The organism is Bordetella genomosp. 2 (assembly GCF_002261345.1).
In the GTDB taxonomy this organism is placed as follows: Bacteria; Pseudomonadota; Gammaproteobacteria; order Burkholderiales; family Burkholderiaceae_B; genus Bordetella_A.
Map to the genome: position 1 here is coordinate 523177 of NZ_NEVT01000003.1, position 17644 is coordinate 540820.

Consider the following 17644-nt stretch of genomic DNA (forward strand, 5'->3'; position numbering starts at 1 on the left):
TTATCGTAAAGCAAAAAGCCGCTGTAAGGCTTCTTACAAGATGTAGAAGTCGTGCCACGGCGCAAGCCCGGACTCACTTCTTGAGCGCCTCGATGCGCAGTGTTTCGCCGTCCAGGCGCACCAGCGCCGGCTGGTTGTGCAGGGAGCCGTCGAGCTTGTCTTCGACCACGCGGTAGACGCCCGCCACGGCCAGCAGTTCGGCATCGAGCTGGGTGGTGAAGATACGCGCCGAGGTGTCGCCGCGCGCGCCGGCCATGGCCTTGCCGCGCAGCGGTCCGTACACGTGCACGTTGCCGTCGGCGATCACCTCGGCGCCCTGGCTGACCATGCCGATGACCACCAGGTCGGTATGGCGCGCATAGACCCGCTGGCCCGAGCGCAGCGGCTTGGTGATGACCAGGGCGGTGGCGGGCGCCGGCGCCGGTTCCGCCGCGGCGGCGTCGGGCTGGGCGGCGGCCTCGCCGGCGGGTTCGGCCGGCTGCTGAGGCGCGGGGGCGCGGGTTTCCAGGGCGGCGGCGGGCGTGGCGGGCACCGGCGTGGCCACGTCGTTGGGCGGCGCCGTATCGATCACCGCGGGCGGCCGGGCCGCCGGGGTGGACAGCTCCACCGGCGCCAGGCCGGCCGCCTGGGCGGCCTGCAGATTGGCGCCGGCGGCCACCACGCCGATGGGCGGCAGGTTGTGGCCGCGCAGCGCCGCCAGCAGGGCGGGCCAGTCGATCGGCTCGTCCACGCGACTGGCGTCGACCACCACGGGTTCGTTTTCGAAGAAGCTGCCGGCGTCGGCCATGCGCTGGTCCAGCGCCGCGCTCAGGCGCTCCAGGTCGGCGCTGTGCAGCACCACGCGCACCGCATACAGGGTGGCGCTTTTGAAATCCAGGGCGAGGGAATCGGTAGTCATGGTCGCGGTGAGATCAGGCCGTGGCCCAGGAGTCGCGCAGCGTGACGATGCGGTTGAGCACCGGCGCCTCGGGCGTCGAGTCTTTGCTGTCGACCGTGAAATAGCCCAGGCGCTCGAATTGCCAGGTGGCGCCCGGCTCGGCCACGGTGCCGGGTTCGAGCCAGGCGTCCACCGTCTGGCGCGAGTTCGGGTTCAGGCAGGCCAGGAAATCCTTGTCGCCGGCGTCCGGGTGCGGGTCGGCGAACAGGCGGTCGTACAGGTGCACGCGCGCCGGCACGGCATGCGCCGCGCTGACCCAGGTGATGTTGCCCTTGACCTTGACGCTGTCGGCGCCCGGCGTGCCGCTCTTGGTGTCGGGCAGGTACTCGGCCTGGACTTCGGTGACCCGGCCGGATTCGTCCTTGGTGAAGCCGGTGCAGCGCACCACGTAGCCGTACTTCAGGCGCACGGTATTGCCCGGGTACAGGCGGAAGTATTTCTTGGGCGGGTCTTCGCGGAAGTCGTCGCGCTCGATCCAGAGTTCGCGCGAGAACGGGAATTCGCGCATGCCGGCGGCCGGGTCGTGCGGGTTGCGCGGGGCGCTGCAGCTTTCCTGCCGGCCTTCCGGGTAGTTGGTGATGACCAGCTTGAGCGGGTCCAGCACCGCCACCGAGCGCGGCGTGCCGGGGTCGAGGTCGTCGCGCACGGCCTGCTCCAGCAGGCTGTAGTCGATGCGCGAGTCGGACTTGGAAACCGCGGTGCGGTCGCAGAACAGCCGGATGGCCGAGGGCGTGTAGCCGCGCCGGCGCAGGCCGAACAGGGTGGGCATGCGGGGGTCGTCCCAGCCGTCGACGTAGCCCTCGCGCACCAGTTGCAGCAGCTTGCGCTTGCTGGTGACCACGTAGGTGAGGTTCAGGCGCGCGAATTCGTATTGGCGGGGCAGGGGGCGCGCCAGCTTGCCGAGCTCGGCCAGGCGCGCCAGGATCCAGTCGTAGAAGGGCCGCTGGTCTTCGAATTCCAGCGTGCAGATGCTGTGCGTGATGCCTTCCAGCGCGTCCTCGACCGGGTGCGCCCAGCTATACATGGGGTAGATGCACCATTTGTTGCCGGTGCGATGGTGCGTGGCATGGCGCACCCGGTACATGACCGGGTCGCGCAGGTTGATGTTGGGCGAGGCCATGTCGATCTTGGCGCGCAGCACCAGGCTGCCGTCCGGGTGCTTGCCGTCGCGCATCTCGGCCAGCAGGGCCAGCGATTCGGCGGCCGGGCGGTCGCGCCAGGGCGAGGCCACGCCGGGCTCGGTCAGGGTGCCGCGGTTGGCGCGGATCTGTTCGGCCGATTGCTCGTCGACGTAGGCGTGGCCGGCTTCCACCAGGGCCTGCGCGAACTCGTACATGTAGCCGAAGTAGTCGCTGGCGAAATACAGGTTGTCGTTGCCGTCGGCCTTCCAGTCGAAGCCCAGCCAGTGCACAGCGTCGATGATGGCATCGACGTATTCCTGGTCTTCCTTCTCGGGGTTGGTGTCGTCGAAGCGCAAGTGACACACGCCGCCGTAGTCGCGCGCCAGCCCGAAGTTCACGCAGATGCTCTTGGCGTGGCCGATGTGCAGGTAGCCGTTGGGCTCGGGCGGGAAGCGGGTGCGGATGCGCGCCGGGTCGGGCGCGCCCTGGGCCTGGACGGCCGCCGGGCCGGGGGCGCCGGCCCAGCGCTTGCCCTGGAAGCGGTCGGCCTGCAGGTCATCTTCGATGATGTTGCGCAGGAAATTGCTGGCGGCGGGAGGCGTCGAGGCGGTGGTCATGCTGGGAGCGTGGGAAAAGGCAGCGGCAAAGCGTCAATTTTGCCACGTCCCGGCCCCGACCCCGGGATCGCCCCGTTCCCCACGCCGCCGTAACAGGCTCTACACTACCGGCCATCATGGATACTGTCCCCCTTCTGCTGGCGCGCATCCAGTTCACAGCCAGCCTCAGCTTTCTCGCCCTGTTCATGGCCCTGGCCCTGGCGCTGGCCTGGATGCTGCTGTTTTTCAAGCTGCGCGCGCACGCCACCAGGCTGCCCGGCTGGACCGCCGCCTACCGCTTCTGGGTGCGCATTTTCGCGCTGTCCTTCGTGCTGACTCTGGCGGCGGCCCTGCCGGCCCTGGTCCAGCTGGGCAGCCTGTGGCCCGGCCTGATGGACAAGATCGGCAACGTGGCCGGTCCGTTCATCGGCTTCGGGGTGCTGTCGGTGTTCATCCTGAAATCGTGCTTCCTCGGCGTCATGCTGTTCGGCCAGCGCCGGGTATCGGGCGCGGTGCATACCCTGGCGGTGTTCATGGTGGCGGTGGGGCAGGCGGTGGCGCTGTTCTGGGTGGTGGCGCTGCAGTCGTGGGTGCAGACGCCCGCCGGGGCCACCCTGATCGATGCGCGCTACCAGGTCTACGACTGGCCGGCGGCGATCTTCAACCCCTCGCTGGCCTGGAACCTGGGCCTGATGGTGCTCTGGTCGGCGCTGGCGGCGGCTTTCCTGATGCTGGGGGTGACCGCCCTGCAGGCGCTGCGGCGTCCGCTCGACGAGGGCGAACGCTGCGCCTTCAAGACGGCCCTGGTGGTAGCGACGGCCGCCGCGCTGTTGCAGGCGCCGGTGCTGGACGGGGCCGGCCGCGTCATGGCCGAGCACCAGCCGGCCAAGGCGGCCGCCGCCGCGGGCTACTGGCACAGCGGGCCGCAGCCGCACTGGACGCTGGCCGGCTGGCCGGATGCGCGCGCCCAGGCGAACCGCTACGCGGTGACGCTGGACGGCCTGGGCGCCGACTGGCTGGGCCGCGATCCGCAGGGCCGCTACCAGGGCCTGGACAAATTCTCGGGCATGCGCCCCCCCGTGGCGCTGACGTTCTGGTCGCTGCGCGTGGCGCTGCTGCTGGGCCTGGTCATGCTGCTGGCCGCCTGCGCGACCCTGGCCCTGACGGCGCGGCGCGGGCTCGATCCGGCGCAATTGCCGCCGTGGTGGCTCCGTGTGCTGGTGGGCACCATGTATGCGGGGGGCCTGGCCGTGCTGGCGGGCGGGGTGTTCTCGCTGGTTGGCATGCAGCCCTACGCGGTCAATGGCACCGTGACGCAGACCGAGGTGCTCGGCCCGGCTGGCGCCACCGCGCTGGCGGCCAGCCTGGCCGGCTACGCAGCGCTGTACGCCGTGCTGCTGGTGGCCTTCAACGGCATGCTGTTCCATGCGGCCCGCTACGGGGTGGTGCCGGTACGCAAACCCGGAGGGTCGCCCCAATGATCGACATGCTGGCCGCTTCGCTGGGCGTGAATGCCAACGATCCCACGTTCTGGATTCCGCTGGTCTTCATGCTGTTGCTGTTCCTGCTGATCGCCGGCGGGGTGGTGCTGGACGGCTTCGACCTGGGGGTGGGCATGCTGCTGCCGCTGGCGCCGGCCGACGAGCGCGGCCGCATGATGAGCCTGCTCAGCCCGTGGCGCGACGCCAATGAGTTCTGGCCGCTGCTCGGCATCGGTTTGTTCGCCTCGGCATTTCCGCTGGCCTGGGGCGCCATATTCGGCAAGCTGTATGGGCCGCTGGCATTGATGGCGCTGGGGCTGGTGCTGCGCAGCGTTTCGTTCGAATTCCGCATCCGCGCGCGCGCCGAGCTCAAGGCGCGCTGGATCACCGGTTTCTGGCTCGGCTCGCTGGCCACCGCCTTCGGCCAGGGCATGATCCTGGGCCGCATTGCCACCGGCTACCAGACCGCCGCCGGCTACGGTTGGTTCTCCGTCTTCATGGGTTTCTGCGCGGTCGCCGCCTACGTGTTGCTGGGGGCGGCCTGGCTGGTCATGCGGGTCGACGGCGACCTGCAGCGCCGCGCCGCGCGCTGGGGGCGCCACGCCATCCGCTGGACGGCGGTCGGCATGGCGGCCACCTCGGTCATGCTGGGGCTGGCCAATGCCGGCATATTCTATAAATGGAGCAGTTCCGGCGGGCTGGCGGTGGCCGTGGCGGTGTGGGCCGTGATGCTGGTGTGCTTTTCCACCGCCGAGATGCTGCTGGCCCGCGTGCCGGGCCGCGCCGAATCCTACAGCTGGCTGCCGTTCGTGCTCTGCGTGGTGCTGTATGTGCTGATGCTGGCGGGGCTGGCCTACAGCCTGTTCCCGTACCTGATCCTGGACGACATGACCCTGTGGGACGCGACCGCCTCGATCGGCTCGATGCGGCTGGTGCTGGCCGGCGCGGTGATCGGCGTGCCGGTGGTGCTGGTCTTCAACCTGCTGGCCTACCGCTCGGTATTCGGCAGGGAGCGCCGCGGCGCCTAGGTTTCCTCAGGCCGCCACGGGCAGGCTGATGCGCACCAGCAGGCCGCCGCCCTCGGCCTGCAGCAAGGCCAGGGTGCCGCCGTGCGCCCGGGCGATCGCCTCGGCCAGGGCCAGGCCCAGGCCGACATTGCCGGTGCGGGTGCGGGCGTCGTCCAGCCGGGCGAACGGCCTGAGCGCCTCGGCGCGCCGCTCGGCGGCGATGCCGGGGCCGTGGTCGGCCACTTCCAGCACGGCCTGCGCGCCTTCGCGGCGCAGCCGCACTTCCACCGGCGGCTTGCCGTGGTGCAGCGCGTTGCCGATCAGGTTGTCCAGCAGCCGGCCCAGCGCCACCGCGTCGCCCTGCACGGTCAGGGCTTCGTCCGGCGCGTCCAGCGTGACCGGGGTGCCGGTGCTTTCCCAGGCGCTCACCCGCTCGGCCAGCCAGTCGGGCAGGGCGAGCGGCGCGTAGCGGTAGGCGGCCGGGTCCGTGCCGCGCACGAAGCCGATGAACTGGTCCACCATGTGCTGCATGTCCTGCAGGTCCTTGCGCAGCCCTTCCTTCAGGGCCGGGTCGTCGGCCATTTCGATGCGCAGCCACATGCGCGACAGCGGCCCCTTCAGATCGTGCGGCAGGCCGGAGAGCAGGGTGCGCCGCACCGAGTCGGATTCGGCCAGCGCGTCGAGCATGGCGTTGAACCGCTCGCCCAGGGCGCGGGTTTCGTGGGGGCCGGAGGGTTCCACCCGTTGCGGCTGACCGGCAGCCAGGCGGTCGGCCGCGTCCGCCAGCCGGGTCAGGGGCCGGGTGATGTGCCAGGAGAAGCCTGCCGCCAGCAGCAGCACCAGGCCCAGCCCGCCCAGCCAGAACGCGATCAGCGGCGTGGCTACCGGCGGGTCGAGGCGGTCGAGCGGGATCACCAGCCATTCGCGCAGGCGGGGCGCGTCCTCGGTGTCCGGGTTGCGCGCCAGCGAAATGAAGATCTCGGGCCGCGGGCCGTGCGACAGCGCCACCCGGGTGCCGTCGTTGAGCCGGTCGTTCAGCTCGCGGATCGGCCCGCGCAGGTCGCGCCGGATGTCGTCGGGCGGGGGGGCGTGCATGCGGCGGAAGCGCTCGCGCCGCGCCTCTTCGTCCTCGTCGCGGCCCGCCCCGGGCGGCCGGCGCTCGAAGCGCTGCAGGCGCGCCTCGGCCGGCAGGGTGCGCGACCACAGCCGCCATTGGTTCTGCGAGGCATTGCGCACGAACTCGGCGCGCTCTTCGGTCGGAATCTGCGATACGGCGGCGCGCAGGGTGCGGATGGTCGTGGCGATGTAGCCGATGGCCACGTCCTCGAGGAACTTCTGGCGGTAGTACGAGACGGTGGCCAGCGTGGCGGCCTGCGCCAGCAGCACCGCGCCCAGCACGAGCAGGACCAGGCGCGCCCGCAGCGAGCGGGGCAGCAGGAAGCGGGTGAGGCGCTGCACGTCAGCCCTTAGGGGGAGAACCGGTAGCCGATGCCCCAGACGGTCTGGATCCAGCGCGGTTGCTTGGGGTCGTCCTCGATGGCGCGCCGCAGGCGCAGGATGGCGATGTCGATGGCGCGGTCGTTGCGCTCGCCGCCGTCGTCGTCGCGGGCCAGCGCCAGCAGGCGCTCGCGCGAAAGGGGCTTGCCGGCGTTGCGCACCAGCGCTTCCAGCAGGTTGATTTCGCCGCCGGTGAGCTTGACCGGTTCGCCCTCGCGCAGCAACTGGCGCATGGCCGGATCGAACACGAACGGCCCGAAGGCGACCGGCGCGTCCTTGGTCAGGGCCGAGGGGCCGCGCTTGCGGCGCAGCACGGCTTCGATGCGGGCCAGCAGCTCGCGCGGGTCGAACGGCTTGCCCAGGTAGTCGTCGGCGCCCGCCTCCAGCCCGATGATGCGGTCGACGGCTTCGTCGCGCGCGGTGAGCAGGATGACGGGAATGTCTTCGCCCTGTTCGCGCAGGCGGCGGCAGGCATCGGCGCCGTCGCCGCCGGGCAGCATGCGGTCCAGTACGAGCAGGTCGGGCGCATAGCGCGCGATGCGCGCCGGCAGGTCGCTGGCGTCGGGCGCCAGCAGCGTGTCGTAGCCATGCCGGTTGAGGTAGTCGGCCAGCAGTTGCCGCAAGGCCGGGTCGTCGTCGACGACCAGCAGCTTGGTATGTGGGGTGTCCATGGTCGCCATAGTGGCCGCGGATCGGTCGGGGGACAAGGGGCGGGAAATGGATTGAAATATACCGTGATAGCTAGTCGTTTCACTAAAATAGCCATCGATCCCCATGCGCTCGCTTAACAACGTTTACAGATGTCCCGCCTCCCGGTCTTTACACTGATTCGTGTCATGACCACGCGCGAATTCCCGCGCAAGCGAGTAGCCCGTCCCCTTTTTGCGGCGGCGCTGGCCGGCAATATGGCCCTCGGCGCTTGCGCCCCTCTCGACACGCCCCCGCCGGCCGTGGCCACGGAAGAGGCCACGGCGGCCGCCGCCGCGCCGGCGACGCCGGCGGGCCAGGCACGCGCCGGCTGGCAGCGCGCCGATGTCGAACGCGCCGCCCAGTTCGGGATCTCCGTCCTGGCGCCGGCCCAGCCCATTCCGGTGACGCCCGCCACCCTCGCGCCATCGCGCGAGCTGGACTTCGACCCCGCGCCGTGCGGCTTGCGGCCCGCGGAAGGACTGACCGACGCCTCGGTGCAGTCCGGCGCCGAGGCGCCGGCGGACCCGGCTCCGCTGCCGATCCAGTGCGCCAACGTGTTTCCCGACGTCCCGCCCGTCGCGGAGCAGAATTATTCGTTCGGACTGGAAACCCTGGATCCGGTGCCGGGCGGGTCGGTCATGGTGGTGACGGGCGTGGCCCAGCCGGCCCACCCATGGTTTTCCTCGGTAGGCTCGCAACAGGGCTTCGCGTACAGCGGCGGGCGCTGGATCTACCGCGACACGGCCGGGCCGACGGTCGCGCTGGGCAACCTGACCGCCAATGCGCCGATCTGGGGCAGCACCGTGCCGATCGGCGGGCTGCAGGTCTCGGACTGGCACGGCGGCGCGCAGGCGGTGCCGGAGGGGCGGCTGGCCTACTCGTCGGCGCTGGGCAAGCTCAACTACACCGACGCCTCGGCGACTTCCGGGGCCATCGATTACGGCGTGACCGCCGGCAGCGGCACGCTGCGCTACGGCGTGACGCCCCAGCTGACGCTCGAAAGCCAGATGCAGAGCGCGCCCTCGCTTTCCACGCGCGGGCTCGGCACCACTTATTCCGCCGGCGCGCTGGGCACTTTCCAGGCGGGCGCCACCCACAGCACCTTCGACCATATCAATGCCTGGCGCTATCGCTTCGGCTACAACGTCAACCTCATGGAGTCCGTCAGCCTGGCGGTGACCAACGAGCAGACCGACGCCGGTTTCGGCGACCTGTCCTTGTACCGCGACGGCGCCGCGACGAATGCGCAGATGCGCAACACCGTGGCGGCCGGCGTGCCGCTGCACGGCTGGGGCATGCTGAGCGGCACCTATAGCGGGCTGCGCGAGAACGGCGAACCGGTCGAGCAGCGCTTCGGGCTGCAACACAGCACGCAGGTGGCGCCCAGCGTCCGTCTGGCGGTGGGCGCCGACCGGGACGTGATTTCCGGCGACTACGAAATGCGCGCCGGCGTCACCATGCCGGTCGACGCCTTCATGCGCGGGCGCTGGCTGCCGTGGTAGTGGCGCCGCGGGCACGCCTGGCTGGCCGCGGCGCAATTGAGGCTTAAAATCCCCGCCATGACGCATTCCGCTACTCCCCATGTCTGACCCCCGCGCCCAGGAAGTCCTGCAGCGCGTCTTCGGCTACGAATCCTTTCGCGGCGACCAGCAGGCCATCGTCGATCACGTCATCGGCGGCGGCGACGCGCTGGTGCTCATGCCCACCGGCGGCGGCAAGTCGCTGTGCTACCAGGTGCCCGCCCTGGTGCGCGCCGGCACCGGCGTGGTGGTGTCGCCGCTGATCGCCCTGATGCAGGACCAGGTCGACGCGCTGACCGAACTGGGCGTGCGCGCGGCTTTCCTCAATTCCACCCAGGACTGGCGCGTGGCGCGCGATGTCGAGCAGGCGTTCCTGGCGGGCGAGCTCGACCTGTTGTACGTGGCGCCCGAACGCCTGCTGACCGACCGCTGCTTGCAGTTGTTGGAGCGCGGCCGGATCGCCCTGTTCGCCATCGATGAGGCGCACTGTGTGTCGCAGTGGGGGCACGACTTCCGGCCCGAGTACCTGGGGCTGTCGATGCTGCACGAGCGCTGGCCCGATGTGCCGCGCATCGCCCTGACCGCCACGGCCACCGCCGCCACCCGCGTGGAGATCGCCCAGCGCCTGGCGCTGGACGAGGCGCAGCATTTCGTGGCCAGCTTCGACCGTCCCAATATCCGCTACCGCATCGTCGAGAAGAACGAGGTGCGGCGCCAGTTGCTGGACCTCATCCGTACCGAGCACGAGGGCGATTCCGGCGTGGTGTACTGCCTGTCGCGCGCCCGCGTCGAGGAAACCGCCGACTTCCTGTGCCAGAACGGCATCAATGCGCTGCCGTACCATGCCGGGCTCAGCACCGCGGTGCGGGCGGCCAACCAGTCGCGTTTCCTGCGCGAGGACGGCATCGTCATGGTGGCCACCATCGCCTTCGGCATGGGCATCGACAAGCCCGACGTGCGCTTCGTGGCCCATATCGACCTGCCCAAGTCCGTGGAAGGCTATTACCAGGAAACCGGCCGCGCCGGCCGCGACGGCCTGCCGGCCACCGCCTGGCTGGCGTACGGCCTGCAGGACGTGGTGCAGCAGCGCCGCATGATCGACGAATCGCCGGGCGACGAGGCCTACCGCCGCCGCCTGGGCCAGCAGCTCGACGCCATGCTGGGCCTGTGCGAAACGGTGGAATGCCGGCGCGTGCGCCTGCTGGCGTACTTCGGCCAGACCATCACCGCCTGCGGCAATTGCGATGTCTGCCTGGAGCCGCCGCAGGCCTGGGACGGCACCGTGGCGGCGCAGAAAGTGCTGTCGGCGGTGTATCGCCTGTGGAAGGAGCGCGGCCAGCGCTACGGCGCGGGCCATATCATCGACATCCTGCGCGGCAAGGTCACCGACCGCACGCGCCAGCACGGGCACGAGACGCTCAGCGTGTTCGGCGTGGGCGCGGACCTGTCCGAGAACGCCTGGCGCGGCGTGCTGCGGCAATTGCTGGCGCAAGGGCTGCTGGCCGTCGATCACGAAGGCTATGGCACGCTGGCGCTGACGGAAGGCAGCCGGGCGGTGCTCAAGGGCGAGCGCCAGCTGATGCTGCGGCGCGAGCCGGAACGCAAGGCGCGCGGCGCCAAGTCGGGCGGCCGCGCGCGCGCCGCCGTGGACCTGCCGGCCGAGGTCCAGCCGCTGTTCGAGGCGCTGCGCAACTGGCGCGGCGAAGTCGCCAAGAGCCACGGCGTGCCGGCCTACGTGATCTTCCATGACGCCACGCTGCGCGAGATCGCGCTGGCGCGGCCGGCGTCGATGGACGAACTCGGCCACATCAACGGCGTGGGCGTGCGCAAGCTCGAGGCCTACGGCGAAGACATCCTGCGGCTGGTGGCGTAAGCGGCAAGCCGCGTGATCTGGGCGAGGTGCCATGCACCAGCGGTGCGGGCAGGGCTTCCGGTGAAGTGTCAGACACCTGCGGTGTCTGACACCCGTGCTATCCGGAGTGCCCGGCGCCCATTCTGCCGGGGCGCCGCTTCCATCATTTGCCGAACAGGTCGCCGCTGCCCGATGGCGGCGCCAGGCCCAGGTGGCGCCAGGTGGTCTGGGTGGCCATGCGGCCGCGCGGCGTGCGCTGCAGGTAGCCGTGCTGGATCAGGTAGGGCTCGATGACGTCTTCGATGGTGTCGCGTTCTTCGCCGATGGCCGCCGCCAGGCTGTCCACCCCCACGGGGCCGCCGTCGAACTTGTGGATGATGGCTTCCAGCAGCTTGCGGTCCATCAGGTCGAGCCCCTGCGGGTCGACTTCCAGCATGGCCAGCGCCCGGCCGGCCGAATCGGCGTCGATGGTGCCCTGCGATTTCACTTCGGCGTAGTCGCGCACCCGCCGCAGCAGGCGGTTGGCGATGCGCGGGGTGCCGCGCGCGCGGCGCGCCACTTCGGCGGCGCCGTCCGGCGTGATGGCGGCATTGAGCAGCCCGGCGCTGCGCGTGACGATGCGCGCCAGGTCGTCGGCGTTGTAGAACTCCAGCCGCGACACGATGCCGAAGCGGTCGCGCAGCGGGTTGGTCAGCATGCCGGCGCGCGTGGTGGCGCCCACCAGGGTGAACGGCTGCAGATCCAGCTTGACACTGCGCGCCGCCGGGCCTTCGCCGATCAGGATGTCGATCTGGAAATCTTCCAGCGCGGGGTAGAGGATTTCCTCGACCACCGGCGACAGGCGGTGGATCTCGTCGATGAACAGGACGTCGTTTTTCTCGAGATTGGTCAGCAGCGCCGCCAGGTCGCCCGGGCGTTCCAGCACCGGGCCGGACGTCTGGCGCAACTGCACGCCCATTTCGTGGGCGATGATGTGAGCCAGCGTGGTCTTGCCCAGCCCCGGCGGGCCGAACAGCAGCACGTGGTCGAGCGCTTCGCCGCGCTTGCGGGCGGCGGCGATGAAGATCTCGAGCTGTTCGCGGGCGCGCTGCTGGCCGACGTATTCCTGCAGCGCCTTGGGGCGCAGGGCGCGTTCGATGGATTCTTCGTTGGGCGACACCGGTTGCGGCGTCACCAGCCGGGGGGCGTCGGGCAGGGAGGAAAGCGAGTCGGACTGGATGGCCATGATTCAGAGCGGGGCAGGCCGCGGAAGGCCGGCGCGGTTGGATCGTACACCACGCAGGGTACACCACGCGGCGGTCCGGCGGGGAGTGCGGCGGGCCCGGCGCGCGGCAAGTGGCGATATCATGCACCGGTTCGCCATACCGCTTCCAAGGATATCCATGTCTGCCGCACTGCCCACCTATGAAGATGTCGTCCGCGCCAGCGAAGTGCTGGCCGGCGTGGCGCACCGCACGCCGGTGCTCACTTCGTCCACCGCCGACGCCCGCACGGGCGCCCGGGTATTCTTCAAGTGCGAGAACTTCCAGCGCATGGGCGCCTTCAAGTTCCGCGGGGGCTACAACGCCATTGCGCGGCTGACGCCGGGGCAGCGCGCCGCGGGAGTGGTGACGTTCTCGTCGGGCAATCATGCCCAGGCCATCGCGCTGGCCGCCCGCCTGCTGGGCGTGCGGGCCACCATCATCATGCCGCACGACGCCCCGGCGGCCAAGCGCGCCGCCACGGAAGGCTACGGCGGGCAGGTGGTCACCTACGACCGCTATACCGACGACCGCGAAGCCGTGGCGCGGCGCATCCAGGCCGAGACCGGCGCCACCCTGATCCCGCCGTACGACCATCGCGACGTGATCGCCGGCCAGGGCACGGCCGCCAAGGAACTGTTCGAGGAGGTCGGCCCGCTGGATGCGCTGTTCGTCTGCCTGGGCGGAGGCGGCCTGCTGGCCGGCTCGGCGCTGGCGGCCGAGGCGCTGAGTCCGGGCTGCCAGGTCTATGGCGTCGAACCCGAGGCCGGCAACGACGGCCAGCAGTCGCTGCGCAAGGGCGAGATCGTGCGCATCGCCACGCCCAAGTCGCTGGCCGACGGCGCCGTCACGACGCACCTGGGCGAGCTGACGTTTCCCGTGATCCAGCGCCTGGTGAGCGACATCGTCACGGTTACCGACGCGCAGCTGGTCGACACCATGAAGTTCTTCGCCGAACGCATGAAGATCGTGGTCGAGCCCACCGGCTGCCTGTCCACCGCGGCTGTGCTGCAGCACGTGGTGGCCATGCCGGGCAAGCGGGTCGGGGTCATCATCAGCGGCGGCAACGTCGACCTGGCGGCGTACGCGCGCTTGCTGGCCGCCTGAGCTCCGCGCCGGCTTGCGGCTGGCCGCCGCGCAGGGCAGAATGACCCTACTGGCTTGGCAGAAGAGGGGCAGCGGCAATGCGTATCCTGCTCATCGGCGGTACCGGCTTCATCGGCCGGCATGCGGCGGCGCGGCTGGCGGCGCGCGGCCATTTCCTCATCGTGCCCACGCGCAATTACGGCCGCGGGCGCGACCTGCTGCCGCTGCCCACGGTCACGCTGGCCGAGGCCGACGTACACGACGACGCCGAGCTCGACCGCCTGCTGCGCGAATGCGACGCGGTCATCAACCTGGCCGGCATCCTGCATGGCGGCAGCGGCCGCCCGTACGGGGCGGGCTTCGCCCGCGTCCATGTGCAATTGCCGCAGCGCATCGCGCAGGCGTGCCGCCGCAACGGCGTGCGCCGCATGCTGCACATCAGCGCCCTGGGCGCCGATCCGCAGGGGCCCAGCATGTACCTGCGTTCCAAGGGCGACGGCGAAGCCGCCGTGCGGGCGGCCTTCGCCGACTGGCCCGAGGGCGCTTGCACCGTCTTCCGCCCTTCGGTCGTGTTCGGGCCGGACGACCACCTCACCACGCTGTTCGCGCGGCTGGCGCGCTGGCTGCCCGTCGTGCCGCTGGCGGGCGCGGGCGCGCGCATGCAGCCGGTCTACGTGGGCGACGTGGCCGCGGCGCTGGAGACGGCGCTGACCAATCCCCATACCGCCGGCAAAGCCTATGGCCTGTGCGGCCCGCAGGTGCATACGCTGGCCGACATCGTGCGCCTGTGCGCCGCCTGGAGCGGCCATCCCCGGCCGGTGTGCGCCCTGCCCACGGGGGTGGCCAGGCTGCAGGCGCTGTTCTTCGAGTGCCTGCCGGGCACGCCGCTGATTTCACGCGACAACCTGGCGTCACTGACCGTCGACAACGTGTGCGCCGGGCCGCTGGCGCCTGAATTGGGGCTCACCCCCGTGGCCATGGAGGCGATCGTGCCGGGCTATCTGAAGCCCGCGCCGGCCTGAGTCCGGCCAGGCTATCGGCCATCCTCCGGCCCGCCCGCGGCCGTGCCGCCCGTTCCCAGCGGCACCAGGCGGGCCTGTACTTCGCGCACCACCACCTCCAGTTGCGCCGCCAGGGCCTGCGCGGCCGGCGACAGGCTGCGATCGCGCCGATGCAGCAGGCCGATGTCGCGGTGCGCCGAGGCATCGCACAGGGCCGCGCATTGCAGCCCGGCCAGGTTCAGCTCCGGCAACGCCAGCCGCGGTAGCACGCTGACGCCCAGGCCCTGGCGCACCATGCCGGCCGCGGTGCCCATGTTGGTGACGTCGTAGACCGGCGCCGCCGCGCCCGCGCCGGCATCTTCGCGCAGGGCGCGGTCGAACTGCTGCCGCGCGTTCGATCCCTGCGACAGCAGGATCAGGTCGTAGCGCAGGACATCGCGCCAGCGCACCGCCGGTAGGCCGGCCAGCGCATGGCCCGCCGGATAGACCGCGCAGAAGCAATCCGCCACCAGCGGATGGAAGCGCAGGTCCGGGGCCGGCTCGGTCTGCGCCGCCAGGGCGAACTCGATCTGGTTGGTGCGCAACATGGCCAGCAATTCGTCGTTGTGCGCTTCCACCACGCGCACCGTCAGCGCCGGGTGCAGCTGGCGCAGCCGCCCCACCGCCGGCGGCGCCAGGGTCAGCGCGGTGGAGGGCAGGGCGCCCAGCACGATGGTGCCGCGCCGCACCGCCGCCAGGTCGGCCAGGCTGCGATAGGCCTCTTCCAGGTCGGCGATGGGGCGTTGCGCGCGCGCGTGCAATTCCTGGCCCGCCGATGTCAGGCTGATGCTGCGCGTGGTGCGCTCGAACAGCCGCAGCCCCAGCACTTCCTCCAGGTCGCGGATCAGCGCGGTGAAGGACGGCTGCGTGACGCCCAGGCGGTCGGCGGCGTGCGTAAAGGACCCGGTTTCCACGGCCAGCAGGAAGGCCTTGATGGGCCGGTACTTGATATTCATAGCCATAAGCTAATAATAGCTAATAAATATCGATTTGATCGTAATAATGTCCTGGCTGAAGATGCGGGCTCGACGAATTTCCGGAGCAGCAGCAGTCATGGAAGCCCCTCATCCCACCCCGTTCCGCCTGGGCGCCCAATGGCGTACCGGCGGCGCGGGCGATCCCGTCATCACCTCCATTGACCCGGCCGACGGCAGCGTCGCCGGCACCGTGGTGCGCGCCACGCCCGCCGATGTCGACCAGGCGGTATCGCTGGCCTGGGACGCGTTCCGCCGGCAGCCGTGGCGCAAGCTGCGGCCCGACCAGCGCGCCGCCACCCTGTATGAAATCGGCCGCCGCCTGCTGGCCGAACGCGAGCCGCTGGCGCGGCTGCAGATGCGCGACAGCGGCAAGCCCTGGAAAGAATGCCTGCACATGGTCGACAGCGCGGCCGGGCACTTCCGCTATTACGCTGCGGTATGCGAAACCTGGCAGAACGAGCTGACCTCGCCGCGCGGCGAGTACTTCTCGATGGCGCTGGCCGAACCGTTCGGCGTGATCGCCGCCATTACGCCATGGAACTCGCCGATCATGAACGAGGCGCAGAAAGCCGCGCCGGCCCTGGCGGCCGGCAACGCGGTGCTGCTCAAGCCTTCGGAGGAAACCCCGCAGCTGGCCCTGGAGCTGGCGCGCATTTGCACTGAAGCCGGCCTGCCGGAAGGCCTGCTGATCGTCCTGCCCGGACATGGCGAGGACGTGGGCGCCGCCCTGGTCGGCCATCCCGGCGTGCGCATGGTGTCGTTCACCGGCGGCACCGAGACCGGCCGCGCCATCGGCGCCGTCGCCGGCCGGCGCCTGATCCCGGCGGGGCTGGAGCTGGGCGGCAAGTCGCCGCACATCGTGTTCGAGGACGCCGACCTGGACCGCGCCGTGGCGGGCGTCATGTCGGGCATCTTCGGATCCGCCGGGCAGAGCTGCGTGGCGGGCTCGCGGCTATTCGTGCAGAAGTCGGTCTATGCGCGCGTCATGGACGCGCTGGTGGCGCGCACGCGCGAATTGCGCGTCGGCCTGCCGCACGACCCGGCGACGCAGATGGGGCCGCTGGTGTCGCGCGCCCACCGGGACAAGGTGGCCGGCTATGTCGACATCGCGCGCGGCGAAGGCGGCAAAGTGCTGGTCGGCGGCGCCATGCCCGCGGACCCGGCCCTGGCGCGCGGCTGGTTCTACCTGCCCACCATCATCGACGGCCTGGACAACCGCGCGCGCGCCTGCCAGGAAGAGATTTTCGGGCCCGTGCTGGTCGCCCTGCCGTTCGACGACGAGGACGACGTGGTCGCGCAGGCCAACGACACCGCCTTCGGCCTGGCGGCCGGCATGTGGACCGCGGACTACGCGCGCGCCTGGCGGGTCGCGCGGGAGATCGAGGCCGGCTCGGTCTGGATCAATACCTACAAGCAGTCGCACATCGCCACGCCGTTCGGCGGGTTCAAGGACAGCGGCCTGGGCCGCGAGAAGGGCCTGCATGGCCTGCGCCTGTACAGCCAGGTCAAGAGCGTGTACTGGGGCCTGCATCAACAACCTATGGGACTTTGAAGTCATGACGCAAGAAGCAAGCAACGCGGCGCTGCCCCTGGCGGGCGCGCGCATCCTGATCGCCGGCGCCGCCAGCCTGGTGGGCTCGCACACCGCCGAAGCCCTGCTCGAGGCCGGCGTGCGCGAAGTGGTGCTGCTGGACAACTTCGCCTTCGGCACGCCGGAGGCCATCGCCCACTTGCAGGACGACGCGCGCGTGAAGGTGGTACGCGGCGACCTGATGCGCCTGCCCGACCTGCTGGCGGCCACCGAGGGCGTGGACGGAGTATTGCACCTGGCCGCCTACATGACGCTGGGCTTCGCCCAGACGCCCTGGCAAGCGGTGGACGTCAATGTCCGCGGCGCGCAGAACATGCTGGAAGCCTGCCGCGCCAACCGGGTGCGCAAACTGGTGTTCGCCTCGTCCAACGCGGTGTACGGCTACGGCGCGGGCATCGCCGGGGCGCTGGTCGAGAACGGCCCGTTCCATTCGACCGGCGCGCCGCCGGCGGCCATTCTGTACGGCGCCTCGAAGATCATGGGCGAGCAGCTGTGCCGCCAGTACTTCCAGAAATTCGGCCTGGACTATGTGGTGCTGCGCTATTCCACGGTGTATGGCGAGCGCCAGCATTACCGCGCGGCGAATTCGCTGTACATCATGGACACCTATGACCGCGTGCGCAAGGGCGAGCGCCCCGTGCTGCCGGGCGACGGCACCGACACCAAGCACTTCGTGCATGTGTCCGACGTGGCGCGCGCCAACGTGGCGGCGTTCGAGAGCGCGGCGACCGACATCGCGGTGAATGTGTCGGGCCCCGCGCCCATCACCACCGGCGAACTGGTGCGGCTGGTGCTGGACTACTGCGGCAGCGATCTCGAGCCCGAGGTGCGGCCGGACCCGCCCGGCACGGTGCGGCTGACTTCAGGCGGCGCTTTCCATATCCCCCACGACCTGGCGGGGCAGTTGATCGGCTGGCAGCCGCGCGTCGCGATGCGCGAAGGCGTGGCGCGCCTGCTGGCCTGGCGCGAGGCGCAAGAGGCCGGCGCGCGCGGCTGAAGCGCGCGCCG

Annotated in this window: 14 protein-coding genes; 8 read left to right on the forward strand and 6 right to left on the reverse strand. The window is 70.6% G+C overall.

Annotation, left to right across the window (positions count from 1 at the left end):
- Positions 1-73 precede the first annotated feature (73 nt).
- Together minC and CAL24_RS04525 are read right to left on the reverse strand one after the other, a co-directional pair.
- Positions 74-898 carry a septum site-determining protein MinC gene (minC, locus tag CAL24_RS04520; RefSeq protein ID WP_028356635.1) on the reverse strand — a complete coding sequence of 275 codons (825 nt, stop codon included), beginning with the start codon at positions 896-898 and terminating at the stop codon, positions 74-76.
- A 13-nt stretch (positions 899-911) separates the two neighbouring features.
- The gene (locus CAL24_RS04525; RefSeq protein ID WP_028356634.1) at positions 912-2675 is read right to left on the reverse strand and encodes a glutamine--tRNA ligase/YqeY domain fusion protein; all 1764 of its coding nucleotides are present in this window, start codon (positions 2673-2675) and stop codon (positions 912-914) included.
- 116 nt (positions 2676-2791) lie between these two features.
- Here CAL24_RS04525 and CAL24_RS04530 point away from each other — a divergent pair, with 116 nt between their 5' ends.
- Together CAL24_RS04530 and CAL24_RS04535 are read left to right on the forward strand one after the other, a co-directional pair.
- Positions 2792-4135, forward strand: a complete 1344-nt coding sequence (locus CAL24_RS04530) for a cytochrome ubiquinol oxidase subunit I (protein WP_094805851.1) — start codon at positions 2792-2794, stop codon at positions 4133-4135.
- Positions 4132-5163 carry a cytochrome d ubiquinol oxidase subunit II gene (locus tag CAL24_RS04535; protein ID WP_094805852.1) on the forward strand — a complete coding sequence of 344 codons (1032 nt, stop codon included), beginning with the start codon at positions 4132-4134 and terminating at the stop codon, positions 5161-5163. Before CAL24_RS04530 ends, CAL24_RS04535 begins: the two co-directional genes overlap by 4 nt.
- A 6-nt stretch (positions 5164-5169) precedes the next feature.
- Here the strand turns inward: CAL24_RS04535 and CAL24_RS04540 are convergent, their stop codons facing one another.
- Positions 5170-6600 carry a sensor histidine kinase gene (locus CAL24_RS04540; protein WP_170947029.1) on the reverse strand — a complete coding sequence of 477 codons (1431 nt, stop codon included), beginning with the start codon at positions 6598-6600 and terminating at the stop codon, positions 5170-5172.
- A gap of 8 nt (positions 6601-6608) precedes the next feature.
- Positions 6609-7310, reverse strand: coding sequence for a response regulator (locus CAL24_RS04545; protein WP_028356630.1), 702 nt, complete (start codon positions 7308-7310; stop codon positions 6609-6611).
- A gap of 129 nt (positions 7311-7439) precedes the next feature.
- Between CAL24_RS04545 and CAL24_RS04550 the strand changes: the two genes are divergently transcribed.
- Complete coding sequence (locus tag CAL24_RS04550) at positions 7440-8831, forward strand: fimbrial protein (RefSeq protein ID WP_094805853.1); 1392 nt, start codon at positions 7440-7442, stop codon at positions 8829-8831.
- A 79-nt stretch (positions 8832-8910) separates the two neighbouring features.
- Positions 8911-10722 carry a DNA helicase RecQ gene (gene recQ / locus CAL24_RS04555; protein ID WP_094805854.1) on the forward strand — a complete coding sequence of 604 codons (1812 nt, stop codon included), beginning with the start codon at positions 8911-8913 and terminating at the stop codon, positions 10720-10722.
- Positions 10723-10864: 142 nt separating this feature from the next.
- Here recQ and ruvB read toward each other — a convergent pair whose 3' ends face one another.
- Entirely contained in the window at positions 10865-11926 is a 1062-nt protein-coding gene (ruvB, locus tag CAL24_RS04560; protein WP_028356627.1) for a Holliday junction branch migration DNA helicase RuvB, read from the reverse strand.
- 157 nt (positions 11927-12083) lie between these two features.
- Between ruvB and CAL24_RS04565 the strand changes: the two genes are divergently transcribed.
- Entirely contained in the window at positions 12084-13049 is a 966-nt protein-coding gene (locus tag CAL24_RS04565) for a threo-3-hydroxy-L-aspartate ammonia-lyase (protein WP_038854099.1), read from the forward strand.
- Between the two features lie 77 nt (positions 13050-13126).
- The gene (locus CAL24_RS04570; RefSeq protein ID WP_094805855.1) at positions 13127-14050 is read left to right on the forward strand and encodes a complex I NDUFA9 subunit family protein; all 924 of its coding nucleotides are present in this window, start codon (positions 13127-13129) and stop codon (positions 14048-14050) included.
- A gap of 11 nt (positions 14051-14061) precedes the next feature.
- Here CAL24_RS04570 and CAL24_RS04575 read toward each other — a convergent pair whose 3' ends face one another.
- The gene (locus CAL24_RS04575; protein WP_081760512.1) at positions 14062-15024 is read right to left on the reverse strand and encodes a LysR family transcriptional regulator; all 963 of its coding nucleotides are present in this window, start codon (positions 15022-15024) and stop codon (positions 14062-14064) included.
- A gap of 97 nt (positions 15025-15121) precedes the next feature.
- Between CAL24_RS04575 and CAL24_RS04580 the strand changes: the two genes are divergently transcribed.
- Positions 15122-16597 carry an aldehyde dehydrogenase gene (locus CAL24_RS04580; protein WP_028356624.1) on the forward strand — a complete coding sequence of 492 codons (1476 nt, stop codon included), beginning with the start codon at positions 15122-15124 and terminating at the stop codon, positions 16595-16597.
- A 4-nt stretch (positions 16598-16601) separates the two neighbouring features.
- Positions 16602-17633 carry an NAD-dependent epimerase/dehydratase family protein gene (locus CAL24_RS04585; protein ID WP_094805856.1) on the forward strand — a complete coding sequence of 344 codons (1032 nt, stop codon included), beginning with the start codon at positions 16602-16604 and terminating at the stop codon, positions 17631-17633.
- The last annotated feature ends 11 nt before the right edge of the window (positions 17634-17644 follow it).